This is a genomic window from Mesorhizobium sp. WSM3879, assembly GCF_002294915.1.
GTDB lineage: Bacteria > Pseudomonadota > Alphaproteobacteria > Rhizobiales > Rhizobiaceae > Mesorhizobium.
Genome location: NZ_NSFZ01000018.1, coordinates 81,850 through 93,541 on the forward strand (window position 1 = coordinate 81,850; position 11,692 = coordinate 93,541).

At 63.2% G+C, this 11,692-nt stretch carries 11 protein-coding genes; 4 read left to right on the forward strand and 7 right to left on the reverse strand.

The annotated features are described in order from the left end of the window. Window positions 1-50: 50 nt before the first annotated feature. Together CK218_RS27995 and trmFO are read left to right on the forward strand one after the other, a co-directional pair. Window positions 51-191, forward strand: a complete 141-nt coding sequence (locus CK218_RS27995) for a DUF1127 domain-containing protein (protein WP_067000031.1) — start codon at window positions 51-53, stop codon at window positions 189-191. Between the two features lie 348 nt (window positions 192-539). Further along, window positions 540-1,949: a methylenetetrahydrofolate--tRNA-(uracil(54)-C(5))-methyltransferase (FADH(2)-oxidizing) TrmFO gene (gene trmFO / locus CK218_RS28000; protein ID WP_095829605.1), complete on the forward strand. Its 1,410-nt coding sequence runs from the start codon at window positions 540-542 to the stop codon at window positions 1,947-1,949. Here trmFO and CK218_RS28005 read toward each other — a convergent pair whose 3' ends face one another. The 6 genes from CK218_RS28005 to yajC all read right to left on the reverse strand — a co-directional run bounded on the left by CK218_RS28005 (window position 1,950) and on the right by yajC (window position 7,717). Beyond that, window positions 1,950-2,900, reverse strand: a complete 951-nt coding sequence (locus CK218_RS28005; protein ID WP_176477710.1) for a sterol desaturase family protein — start codon at window positions 2,898-2,900, stop codon at window positions 1,950-1,952. After that, on the reverse strand, window positions 2,900-3,325 hold the full coding sequence (locus CK218_RS28010) for a hypothetical protein (protein ID WP_095829606.1): 426 nt from the start codon (window positions 3,323-3,325) through the stop codon (window positions 2,900-2,902). The genes CK218_RS28005 and CK218_RS28010 overlap by 1 nt, the downstream gene beginning before the upstream one ends. 79 nt (window positions 3,326-3,404) lie before the next feature. Next, entirely contained in the window at window positions 3,405-4,244 is an 840-nt protein-coding gene (locus tag CK218_RS28015; protein WP_245435217.1) for a phytoene/squalene synthase family protein, read from the reverse strand. 8 nt (window positions 4,245-4,252) lie between these two features. Then, window positions 4,253-4,642, reverse strand: coding sequence for an Mth938-like domain-containing protein (locus tag CK218_RS28020; RefSeq protein ID WP_067000016.1), 390 nt, complete (start codon window positions 4,640-4,642; stop codon window positions 4,253-4,255). Between the two features lie 125 nt (window positions 4,643-4,767). Then, window positions 4,768-7,323 carry a protein translocase subunit SecDF gene (gene secDF, locus CK218_RS28025; RefSeq protein WP_095829607.1) on the reverse strand — a complete coding sequence of 852 codons (2,556 nt, stop codon included), beginning with the start codon at window positions 7,321-7,323 and terminating at the stop codon, window positions 4,768-4,770. Window positions 7,324-7,378: 55 nt separating this feature from the next. Further along, window positions 7,379-7,717, reverse strand: coding sequence for a preprotein translocase subunit YajC (gene yajC / locus CK218_RS28030; protein WP_067000009.1), 339 nt, complete (start codon window positions 7,715-7,717; stop codon window positions 7,379-7,381). A gap of 265 nt (window positions 7,718-7,982) precedes the next feature. Between yajC and CK218_RS28035 the strand changes: the two genes are divergently transcribed. Beyond that, window positions 7,983-8,855, forward strand: coding sequence for an ATP-binding protein (locus tag CK218_RS28035; protein ID WP_095780734.1), 873 nt, complete (start codon window positions 7,983-7,985; stop codon window positions 8,853-8,855). Between the two features lie 102 nt (window positions 8,856-8,957). On the opposite strand, the gene CK218_RS28040 is transcribed toward CK218_RS28035, so the two are convergent. Then, window positions 8,958-10,481 carry a LysM peptidoglycan-binding domain-containing M23 family metallopeptidase gene (locus tag CK218_RS28040; RefSeq protein WP_095829608.1) on the reverse strand — a complete coding sequence of 508 codons (1,524 nt, stop codon included), beginning with the start codon at window positions 10,479-10,481 and terminating at the stop codon, window positions 8,958-8,960. A 359-nt stretch (window positions 10,482-10,840) separates the two neighbouring features. Here CK218_RS28040 and CK218_RS28045 point away from each other — a divergent pair, with 359 nt between their 5' ends. Then, a complete protein-coding gene (locus tag CK218_RS28045; RefSeq protein WP_095829609.1) occupies window positions 10,841-11,554 on the forward strand; it encodes an outer membrane beta-barrel protein in 714 nt (237 codons plus the stop codon). The last annotated feature ends 138 nt before the right edge of the window (window positions 11,555-11,692 follow it).

Below are 11,692 nucleotides of genomic sequence, written 5' to 3' on the forward strand. Positions count from 1 at the left end.
CCGCTTCGGACCGCGAATGGTCCGAACCAGTTTTTGAGAAGAGCAAGACAATGAACCTGATCCGCAGCTACCGTAACTGGCGCGTTTATCGCGAGACGGTTTCTGAGCTGGGTCGGCTTTCGAACCGCCAGCTCAATGATCTCGGCATCGTTCGCGACGAGATCAAGATGATCGCCCGCAAGGCGGTTTGACAAGGAATCTCGCCAGGGTCGACCTCCTCCCCGACCCTGACGGATACGGTCAGCCTTTACCTCCTCCCGAAGGTTGACCACCGAAACGGCGCCCGCCGGACCTCCTCCCCCGGCGGGCGTTGTTCTCCGAAAGGATCCGCCCCTTCAATTGGCGGAAGGAATTTCGTCAAAGCCGACCTCCTCCCCGGCAATGACGAATATGGTCGATCTTCACCTCCTCCCGAGGATCGACCCCCAAAACGACACCCGCCGGACCTCCTCCCCCGGCGGGTGTTGTTGTTTTGGAGGTAGTCGGCCCGTCGAAGCCGGCAATTGCATTCGCCGCGCCAAGCGACTATCTCGGCGCTCATGAGCAAAGATCCCGTTCACGTCATCGGCGGCGGCCTCGCCGGCTCCGAAGCCGCATGGCAGATCGCAGAAGCCGGCGTGCCGGTCGTGCTGCACGAGATGCGCCCGGTGCGCGGCACCGACGCGCACAAGACCGACGGGCTCGCCGAGCTCGTCTGCTCCAACTCGTTCCGCTCGGACGACGCCGAGACCAATGCAGTTGGCTTGCTCCATGCCGAAATGCGGCTCGCCGGCTCGCTGATCATGAGCGCCGGCGACGCGCACCAAGTCCCGGCCGGCGGCGCTTTAGCCGTCGACCGCGACGCTTTTTCCGAGGCAGTAACCGCAAAAATCGAAGCGCATCCGCTGATTGCCATCCAGCGCGAGGAAGTGTCTGGACTTCCGCCGGCGGATTGGGACCAGGCGATCATCGCCACCGGTCCGCTGACCGCGCCTTCGCTTGCGCAGTCGATTGCCGAAGCAACCGGCGCCGATGCGCTCGCCTTTTTCGACGCCATCGCGCCGATCGTGCATTTCGACACCATCAACATGAACACCTGCTGGTACCAGTCGCGCTACGACAAAGTTGGCCCCGGCGGCACCGGCAAGGACTACATCAACTGCCCGATGGACAAGGAGCAATATCTCGCCTTCGTGGCGGCGTTGCTGGACGGCCAAAAAACCGAGTTCAAGCAGTGGGAAGGCACGCCCTATTTCGACGGCTGCCTGCCGATCGAGGTGATGGCCGAGCGCGGCGTCGAGACGCTGCGCTACGGGCCGATGAAGCCGATGGGGCTGACCAACGTCCACAATCCGTCGGTCAAAGCCTATGCAGTGGTGCAGCTTCGCCAGGACAATGCGCTGGGCACGCTCTACAACATGGTCGGTTTCCAGACCAAGCTGAAGCATGCCGAGCAGGTCCGCATCTTCCGCACCATTCCCGGACTGGAGAATGCCGAATTCGCCCGCCTCGGCGGCCTGCACCGCAACACTTATATCAACTCGCCGACGCTGCTCGATCCGTCGCTGCAGCTGAAGTCGCGCCCCGGCCTGCGTTTTGCCGGCCAGATCACCGGTTGCGAAGGCTATGTCGAAAGCGCCGCGATCGGCCTGCTCGCCGGCCGCTTCGCCGCGGCCGAACGGCTCGGCCGGGCGGCCTCACTGCCGCCGTCGACCACGGCCTTCGGCGCGCTGCTCAACCATATTACCGGAGGCCACATCGTCTCCGACGACGAGCCGGGCAAGCGCTCCTTCCAGCCGATGAACGTCAATTTCGGCCTGTTCCCGCCGGTCGAGGCTCCAAAGTCTGAAGGCAAGCGCCTGCGCGGCAAGGACAAGACCGTTGCCAAGCGCCGCGCGATCACGGCGCGCGCATTGGCCGATTGTCGCGTGTGGCTGGGCCTGCCTTCGCAGGCGCAGGCAGCGGAATAGCTACTCCGCCGGCTCGGCACTCGCCGCCGGCAATCCCGGCTTTCCTGCTTCGGACGGATTCCTCCGCACATAGGCCGCCTTCAACGTCTCCGACGTATCGCGCGAGCCGTCATGGCTCCAGCCTGGCGGCCGGATCAGATAGCTGAGACGCTGGCCGAGCGTCAGTCCCGGCATCATCGCATCCTTGAACATGCCGATCCATTCATGGAAGGCGACCTTCAGCGGGTTGAAGGTGCCGATGTTCTTGACAATGCCGTAGCGCGGCCGGTCCTCGTCCAGTTCCGCGACGAAAGTGCCGAACATGCGGTCCCAGATGATCAGCGTGCCGGCATAGTTGGCGTCCAGATAGCGCGGATTGGTGGCGTGGTGGACGCGGTGGTGCGAGGGCGTGTTGAAGACGAATTCGAACCAGCCCCACATCTTGCCGATCGTTTCGGTGTGGATCCAGAACTGCCAGACGAGGTTGAAGCCGAAGACGAAGGCAATGACGGCCGGATGGAAGCCGAGCAGCACCAGCGGCGCCTGCAGCACGAACATGAAGGTGAAGAGGCCGGTCCAGCTTTGCCGGAGCGCCGTCGAGAGATTGTAATGCTGGCTGGAATGATGGTTGACGTGCTCGGCCCAAACCCAGCGCACCCGATGCGCGATGCGGTGGTAGACATAGTAACGCAAATCATCGAGCAGGAAGGCGGCGACAAACACCCAGATCGACAGGCCGAGATTGAAGAAACGGAACTGCCAAAGCCACAGCAGCGCCCAGTAGGATACGACACCGAGCAGCAGGCCGGCGACGACATTGCCCGTCCCCATCATCAGGCTGGCCAACGTGTCGCGCGTCTCGAACGATCCCTTGGCGCGGCCGGTGCGTACCAGCCAGAGCTCGATCAGGATCGCCGTGACGAAGAACGGGATGGCAAGCTGGGTGACCTGCGGGAAATTGTAATCGTCCATCACGCCGCCTCTCGGATCTGATCGTGCCTCAGCAGCACCGCCCCCACGCTCAGCGCGTCTGCCTCGTCGGCGAAGGCAAATCGCCCGCCTTTCCAGGTGAAATCATCCATTTTCAGCGACAAGACATTACCTTCCCGCACCAGGGCGAGCACATCCCGCGGCGTGACGATGCGGGTTAGGAAACAGTCGCCGATGCTCTGGACGATGCCGCAGCGCTGCGGGTCGAGTTCCAGAATGGCGGCTTGCCTGTCGGATGTCAGCCTGACCGCCCCAGGCTTTTCGTCTGGAAAGTCTTCGGCAAAACGTGCGAGCGCGTGTTCAGCCCCGGCAAGCGTCGCGGTCGTCGTACCGCCGGTGAAATGCACGGCCGCCACCGACAGCGCGATGCCGAACACGACAAGGACGACCAAAACTGGCAGGCTCATGGAAAGGCGGTCCTCCGCTGGCTCGCATTTCTCTGATGCGAGTCCACGCGCAGAACCCCTAGCATGGTTGACGTTTACGTCAAAGGGGCGTCCAGCCATGCATGGCATGACGCAAGAGCAGCCAGTGCCGGCGCAAGGTTGAGAGGGTCGAAGTGCCCCCGAGTGGAGACCGACCCGGCTTTTCCATCCTGTCGAGATAGGCATGTGTGAGCGCCAGCGGCAGGAAGGCGGGGCGCAACGTCCCGGGGAGAGCCGACGCGCCCTTCTCGAAAGCGCCGAGATGCTCTCGCGCCAGCGCGATCATCGCCGCAACCGCGCGCTCGGCGGCAGCATCGCCCGCTCCTTTGACGAACTCTTCCGGCGAGGAGCCGGCGGCTGCCAGCATATCGGAGGGGATAAAGCACTGTCCACGGCGACGGTGCAGCGGCAACAAAAGCAGCAAGCCGGTGATGGCCTGCGCGCAGCCCGCCCTGCCCGCCAGTTCGGCAAAGCGCGGCGCGGCATTCGGATCGAGCACCATCGCCGCAAGCTGGATGAGCGCCGCGGCCGTCTCGCCGCAATAACCCTCCAGGTCGGTCCGCGACGGCATCGGGTCGTTGTAGAGATCGAAGATACGCGCTTCGAGCATGTTCTCGAAAGCGGCCTTCGGCAGATGGTTGGCGGCAATCGCCGCCCTCAGCGCGTCGGCGGTCGGATGACCTGTCTCCGCCTCGCCCTCGGCCGAGATGACATCACGCCACCATTGCAGCCGGACCTCGCCCGGCAGCGGCTCGTGGATGCGGTCGCGAACGCCGGCGACCTCGGCATTGAAGGCATAGAGCGCAAGCAACGCGTCACGCCTGTCGGCGGGCGCGTAGAGCGCGGATAGATAGCGATCATGGTCTGCGACACGCACCGCATCCATGACGATGTTGGGCATGCCGACCATCAATCGACGGCAATGAGCGCTGCTGCCACGGCACGGTCCTCGGCCAGCAGCACATTGTAGGTGCGCACGGCCGCGCCCGTCGACATCGGGTCGGCCGAAATGCCGGCCTCTTTCAGCGCGGAGCGCAGCGCCGCCGGCAGCGGCCGCAGATCCTTGCCGGTGCCGACCAGCAGGATTTCCACTTTGTCGGCCTGGGCGAACAGCTTGTCGAAGTCGGAGGCCTTCAGCGCCGACGGATCGGCCGGCTCCCAGCCATGGATACCGGACGGCAGGCAGAGCAGCGAGCCTCGATGGGACATGTCGGCAAAGCGGAACCCGCCATTGCCATAGGCCTCGACCGGCGCCCTGCCCGGGAAATGCGCCTCGCGGATGACGATGCCTTTGGCCATGGGGCTAGAGCATGATGCCGAAAAGGGTGAAGCGGTTTTCGGACGACATCATGCTCTATCTCTTTGATTAGAGCGGATTCAGATGTCAGGTCGACTCGACCTGAGATCATCCGGCTCTGACGGCTTCAGGTCGCCACGGCCTTGCCGTTCGCCGGCTTGGTCTCTTCGGCGGTTGCGGCCTGCGGCCTGAGCTTGAAGAGGATCAGCAGCGGCGCGGCGATGAAGATCGACGAATAGGTGCCGAACACCACGCCGAACAGCATCGCCAGCGTGAAGGAGCGGATCACCTCGCCGCCGAACAGCACCAGTGCCAACAGCGCAAGGATGGTGGTCACCGAGGTCAGCGTGGTTCTGGACAGCGTCTCGTTGATGGCGTTGTTCAACAGCTGCGGCAACGGCATCTTCTTGTATTTTCTTAAGTCTTCGCGGACGCGGTCATAGACGACGATGGTGTCGTTGAGTGAATAGCCGATGATGGTCAGGATCGCCGCCAGCGACGACTGGTTGAATTCCAGTCCGGTTATGACGAAGAAGCCGATGGTCATCACCACATCGTGCACCGTGGCGATGATGGCGCCGACGGCGAACTGCCACTCGAAGCGGAACCACACATAGAGCAGGATGCCGACCAGCGCGATGAGCATGGCGATCGTGCCTTGCTTGGCGAGCTCGCCGGAGACCGTCGGTCCGACCACCTCGACGCGGCGGAAGTCATACTGGTCCTGCAGTTCGCCGCGCACCTTGTCGATGACTGTCTGCTCGGCATTCTCGCCGGCGTCCTGCGTGCCGACGCGGATCAGAACGTCGTTCGGCGCGCCGAACTGCTGCACCTGGATCTCGCCGATGTTGAGCTCGGAGAGCCTGTTGCGGATGTCACCGAGATCGGCGTCGCCCTGCTTGGACTGCACCTCGATCATCGAGCCGCCCTTGAAGTCGATGCCGTAATTGATGTCGATGGTGAGGAACCCGACAACTGACAGGATCGACAAGATGCTGGACAAAGCGAACGTCCAGCGGCGGATACCCATGAATGGGATCCTGGTGCCGGGCGGAATGAAGGTGACCGGCGCGCGCGGCAATTCCTTCGGACGGGCGCGGCGCAACCAGATCGACACCAGCATGCGGGTGAAGGTGAAGGCGGTGAAAACGGTGGTCAGAATGCCGATCGCATAGGTGATGGCGAAACCCTTGACCGGTCCTGTGCCCAGCCAGAACAGCACCACGGTGGCAATCAGCGACGTGACATTGGAGTCGACGATCGTTGCCAGCGCCTTGGCGAAGCCGGTGTCGATCGACTGGATCACCGAGCGGCCAAGTCGCCGCTCCTCTCGAATGCGTTCATAGATCAGAACGTTGGAGTCCACCGCCATGCCGATGGTGAGCACGATGCCGGCGATGCCGGGCAAAGTGAGCGTGGCGCCCAGCAGCGACAGCAGCGCAACGATCATCGCCACGTGGACGGCCAGCGCGATGTTGGCGAGGAAGCCGAGGAAGCCGTATGCGACGAACATGAAGGCGACGACGAGGATCGAACCGATCACGCCCGCCACCTTGCCGGCATGGATGGAATCCTGGCCGAGGCCTGGACCGACCGTTCGCTCTTCGATGACCGTCAGCGTTGCCGGCAGCGCGCCGGCGCGCAGCAGCACGGCAAGGTCATTGGCGCTCTGCGGGGTGAAATTGCCGGAAATCTGCCCGGTACCGCCCAGGATCGGCTCACGGATCTGCGGCGCCGAAATCACCTGGTTGTCGAGGACGATGGCGAACAGCTTGCCGACATTCTGCGCCGTCGCCTGGCCGAACCGTGTCGCGCCCTTGGAATCGAAACGGAACGAAACCACTGGCTCGTTGGTCTGCGAATTGTAGGTCGCCTGCGCGTCGACCAGATTTTCGCCGGAAACGATGACGCGGTTTTCGATGAGATACGGGACCGGCGGATCGTCTTGCGAGTAGAGGACGGAAGAGCCTGCGGGCGGACGGCCCTTCAGCGCATCCTGCACAGGCATCGACTGGTCGACCATCTGGAAGGTCAGCTTGGCGGTCTGCCCGAGGATTTCCTTCAGTCGCTGCGGATCCTGCAGGCCCGGCACCTGGACAAGGATGCGGTCGTCGCCCTGCCGCTGCACGATCGGCTCGGTCGTGCCGAGCTCGTTGACTCGCCGCTCGACCACTTCGATCGACTGCGACAGAGCCGTCGAGGTGCGGTATTTCAGGCCGGCGTCGGTGACCGTGAATTTGAGCAGGCCGGGCTCGGAGTCATCCAGCGACATTTCCTGGATGGAGCCGCCGCTGAACAGTCCCGCCGCCACCGGATCGGTCAGCGGCTTCAGGACTTTCTTGGCCTGGTCGATCTGAGTCTGGTCCGTGATGCGAACCTGCACGGTGCGGCCGGAGCCGGAAAGGCCGGTGTAGTTGATCTTGGGATTGGCCTCGCGCAGCAGCGTCCTGATCTCGTCGCGCGTCGTCTCCATCCTATCCTTGATCAGATCGTTCTGATTCATTTCAAGCAGGATGTGCGAGCCGCCCTGAAGGTCGAGGCCGAGCGTCATCTGCCGCTTTGGCACCCAGCTCGGCAGTTGCGCCAGCATGCTTGCCGGAAACAGGTTGGGCGCGGCGAGGACCACTGTGACGGCCACGGCCAGCCAGATCAGGATCATCTTCAGGCGCGAGAAATAAAGCATTCGTTCTTATCCGTTCAGGCGTACAAGCGGCAGCGTTCCGCCATCAAGGTGGTGATTACTTCTTGGCGTTCTGGTTCGCCACCGGCTCGCCCTTGACGCGCACGTCGGAGATCGTCGAGCGCAGCGCCGTCACCTTGGTACCGCCGCCAAGGTCGATCTCCAGCTCATTGTCGTCGATCACCTTGGTCACCTTGCCGACGAAACCGCCGCCGGTCACCACCGTATCGCCGCGGCGCACTGCGGCCAGCATTTCCTGGCGCTTCTTCAGCTGCGTGCGCTGCGGCCTGATGATCAGAAAATACATGATCACGAAAATCAGGACAAACGGCAAAATGCTGATGAACATATCGGGCGAGGTGCCGACGCCTTGGGCGTATGCCGGTGTGACGAACATCAAGAAACTCCTGGATGGTGAAATACCGCCGGGACGGCCCCGCGAAATTTGGGCGGAATATAGTCGGTAAAGTTGCCAATGCAACTGCGCGACCCGCCGAATCCGTTGCTTTTCCAGCCGTTTGGCGCGTGCTAGAGCGTCGCAGCCGGAAGCCGGTTAGAGCCGGCCGAAAAGATCGTGCTACAACAGAAGCTTGCAGTTGGTTCTTGGTGCGCAGCCACGGATCCGTTTCGCGTTCCGTGATTGCCAAAGCGAAAGACCGGAAATGACCGATAGCCTGGATGCCCTGAACAAAAAGCTCGACCGCCTGATCGACGCGGTCTCCCGTCTCGCCCCGCCAGCGGTTCCCGAGACCGACCTCGGCGTGGCCGATTGCTTCGTCTGGCAGGCCGATCCCGGCTACTTGGAGCCGGTCCACAAGGTCAATCGCGTCGACATCGGCCTGATCCGCGGAGTCGACCGGGTCCGCGACATCCTGCTCGACAACACCGAGCGCTTCGCGTCCGGCTTCGCCGCCAACAATGTGCTGCTCTGGGGCGCGCGCGGCATGGGCAAGTCGTCGCTGGTCAAGGCCGTGCACGCCAAGGTCAATGCCTCGGACAAGCTTGACCGGCCGCTGAAGCTGATCGAGATCCATCGCGAGGACATCGACACCCTGCCCAAGCTGATGAGCCTGTTGAAGGCGGCGCCCTACCGCTTCATCCTGTTTTGCGACGACCTTTCCTTCGACCATGACGACACTTCCTACAAGTCGCTCAAGGCGGCGCTCGAAGGCGGCGTCGAGGGCCGCCCGGCCAACGTCATCTTCTACGCCACGTCGAACCGTCGGCACCTGCTGCCGCGCGATATGATCGACAATGAGCGTTCGACCGCCATCAACCCGTCGGAAGCGGTGGAGGAAAAAGTCTCGCTCTCCGACCGCTTCGGCCTGTGGCTCGGCTTCCACAAATGCTCGCAGGACGAATATCTCGACATGATCGACGGCTATGTCCGTTACCATGCCCTCGCGATTGATCCCGAGACGTTGCGCGCGGAAGCCTTGGAATGGGCAACGACGCGCGGCAGCCGCTCCGGCCGCGTCGCCTGGCAGTTCACCCAGGATCTTGCCGGACGGCTCGGCAAGCCGCTGAAGGACTGATAGCCCATATCACCGGCTGCCCTGAAAAAGCCCGCTCCTGGCGGAGCGGGCTAAGCCGGCGGGCCGGACTGGAGGTCAGGCGGCCCGCAATTTGTTCTTGTTCTATTCGAGATAGCCGCTCGGATCGACCGGGGCAGAGTTCTTGCGCACCTCGAAGTGCAGCTTCGGCGAGTCCGTGGTGCCGCTCATGCCGGACAGCGCGATCTCCTGGCCGCGCTTGACCTTCTGGCCGCGCTGCACCTCGATCGAGCTGGCGTGGCCGTAGACGGTGACCAGGCCGTTCTCGTGGCGCACCAGCACTGTGTTGCCGAACTCCTTGAGGCCGTCGCCGGCATAGATGACGACACCGTTTTCGGCCGCCTTGATCGGGGTTCCTTCCGGCACCGCGATATCGACGCCGTCCTTGCCGGAGCCGAAGCCGGAGATGACGCGGCCGCGCACCGGCCAGCGCATCTTGCCGATGCCGGTCGCATCGGGCGCCACTGCATCGTCGTCCTCGGCCTGCTGGATGACCTTGGCGTCCTTCTTCGGCGGCGTGTAGGAGGCGAGCGTCTCCGACGGTGTGGTCTTTGCCGGCGGCTGCGTGGTTGCCGTCGTCACCGGATCGACGGTCGGCTTGGTCGCGACAGGCTTCGCGGCAGCGACGGCAACGGTGCCGCCGGCCGGAACCTTGAGCGTCTGGCCGATCTTCAAGAGGCCGTCCTTCATGCCGTTGGCCTGCTTGAGCGCCGTGACGCCGACGCCGGTCTTGCGGGCGATCGAAGACAGGGAATCGCCCTGCTGAACGGTGTAGGTACCGCCGGCGCCGGCCGGCTTTGCCTCGGCCATCTGGGCGGGCGTGGCGCTCTTCGAACCGCTGGCCGCCGCCGATGCATCGACCTGCGCGGCGGATTTGCCGTCCTTGAGTTTTGGCTGCTGCGGCAGCACGGCAACCTTCTCCGGCGCGCCGGCGGGCTGCTTCGGTGTGTTGGCGGGCTTGGTGCTGTCGGCAACCTTCGGCCCCCCCTTGCTCGAATAGGCATAGGCCGGAATGACTATCTTCTGGCCGGTTCTGATGCCCTTGTTGGCATCGAGCCCGTTGACCTTGATGATCGCATCGGCCGGCACATGATATTGCCGAGCGAGACCGGAAATCGTCTCGCCTTCCCTCACCACGATCTCGGTCGCGTGTGGCGCCGCGCTTGCGTTGCGCACCGCGTCGGGCTCGGCGGTCTTGAACGGCTTGGCCGGCGCGACTGTGTTGGTGGCCGTCCTGTCGAGATGCGGCGCGGCAGGAGCCGGCGCAAGTGCCGGGGCCGAGGCGGTGCGTATCGGCTTGGCGGTGGCCGGCGCCGAGGGCGGCGGCAATTGCTGGGACGTCACCGGTTCGAGACTGGAGCGGCTCACCGACTGGGTGTGACTGCCGTCGACTGGGGCCGGCGCGACCGTATCGCCCGGATAGGGCTGGTCGACATTCTGCTTGTTGATGATGGCGCGCTGATTGTTGGTGGACGATGTGAAGACGTCGTCGACACCATTGAAGCGCATCGCCTGGGAGCTGCAGCCTGCCGCGGCACCGGCGATCATGAGGACGGCGCAGCCGCGCGCCAGATTGCGTCCGTTTGCCTTCAAACCATTGAATTGCATCGCACTAACCCGCACAGACCCGGTACAAACTGGTCATGATTAAAGCGCGTTAATGTTACTGGCCGGTTAACCCATTAGAATCCGCCGAAAATTTTCTTAAAACATTTTTCGACAGGCGCGACGAAGTCCGGACAGATCGTGCCGGCCGAGACGAGACGGACGTCTCGGGAACCGGCGAATCGCACGAAATGAGACCGGGCGAGCAGCGGCACCACTCTCACTCGACCACGCCTGCGCTGCCAAAGCGGTGCCTGCCAGAATCGTCCAGGCTTCTGGAAATATCCTTGCTGTTGCGCCGAGGTAACAGCATTTTTCGGTTGAGTTCGGCTAACGTGGATGCAACCGGGAGGGGTACCCTGATGAAACGAGTTCTGATCGCCGCAGCGGCTTTTGCTGCTGCTCTAAGCGCCGTTGCGCACGCGTCCGCCGCCGATCTCGCCGTTCCTGTCCCTACGAAGACCGACGTTGGGTATGATTGGAGCGGCTTTTACATCGGCGCCAATGGCAGCTGGGGCTCGAGCCACTCCTGCTGGACCTCAGCGTTTTTTGGCAGCGAAGGTTGTCATAACGCCACCGGCGGGACGGCCGGCTCTCAGCTCGGCTACCGCTGGCAGCGCAGCGATTGGGTCTTCGGCCTGGAGGCTCAAGGGAATTGGGCCGATTTGAAAGGTTCCAACGTCGACATCGTTGTTCCCGTCTTCATAAATCGGTCCCATGTCGACTGGTTTGGCTTGCTGACCGCCCAAGTCGGGTACAGCGTCGACAACGCCCTATTCTACGTCAAGGGAGGCGCGGCCGTGACTCACGACCGTTTCTATGTTCTCTTTTCACCCGACACGCCCGCCGGCGAGACAGACGATCAGACCCGCTGGGGCGGTGCCTTGGGTGCCGGTCTTGAATATGGCTTTGCCCCGAATTGGTCACTCGCGATCGAATACGATCACCTGTTCATGCCCGACAAGACCACCACCTTCACGGTCGTTGGCGCGCCCGGGGGCCCCTTCAGCACCGAGCGCATCGATCAGGATGTCGATCTCGTTGGTTTGCACCTGAACTACCGCTGGGGTGGCTGACTACAGTGATGGGTCGCAGGCGCGTTCGACGCGGTTAGCCGTCGATCGCAGGGCTGGCGCGCTAGAGCGGGATGAAATTGTTGGGAGTCGTTGAGGATTCCCAAATCAGCGGGTTTATGATTCACCATTCATGCTGGG

Excerpts from the sequence above, each read along its gene's own strand:
- CK218_RS28015 (WP_245435217.1), bottom strand. The coding sequence starts at position 4,244 with ATGCCCAACATCGTCATGGATGCGGTGCGTGTCGCAGACCATGATCGC.
- CK218_RS28010 (WP_095829606.1), bottom strand. The coding sequence starts at position 3,325 with ATGAGCCTGCCAGTTTTGGTCGTCCTTGTCGTGTTCGGCATCGCGCTG.
- CK218_RS28035 (WP_095780734.1), top strand. The coding sequence starts at position 7,983 with ATGACCGATAGCCTGGATGCCCTGAACAAAAAGCTCGACCGCCTGATC.
- CK218_RS27995 (WP_067000031.1), top strand. The coding sequence starts at position 51 with ATGAACCTGATCCGCAGCTACCGTAACTGGCGCGTTTATCGCGAGACG.
- CK218_RS28040 (WP_095829608.1), bottom strand. The coding sequence starts at position 10,481 with ATGCAATTCAATGGTTTGAAGGCAAACGGACGCAATCTGGCGCGCGGC.
- trmFO (WP_095829605.1), top strand. The coding sequence starts at position 540 with ATGAGCAAAGATCCCGTTCACGTCATCGGCGGCGGCCTCGCCGGCTCC.
- secDF (WP_095829607.1), bottom strand. The coding sequence starts at position 7,323 with ATGCTTTATTTCTCGCGCCTGAAGATGATCCTGATCTGGCTGGCCGTG.
- CK218_RS28045 (WP_095829609.1), top strand. The coding sequence starts at position 10,841 with ATGAAACGAGTTCTGATCGCCGCAGCGGCTTTTGCTGCTGCTCTAAGC.
- CK218_RS28020 (WP_067000016.1), bottom strand. The coding sequence starts at position 4,642 with ATGGCCAAAGGCATCGTCATCCGCGAGGCGCATTTCCCGGGCAGGGCG.
- yajC (WP_067000009.1), bottom strand. The coding sequence starts at position 7,717 with ATGTTCGTCACACCGGCATACGCCCAAGGCGTCGGCACCTCGCCCGAT.
- CK218_RS28005 (WP_176477710.1), bottom strand. The coding sequence starts at position 2,900 with ATGGACGATTACAATTTCCCGCAGGTCACCCAGCTTGCCATCCCGTTC.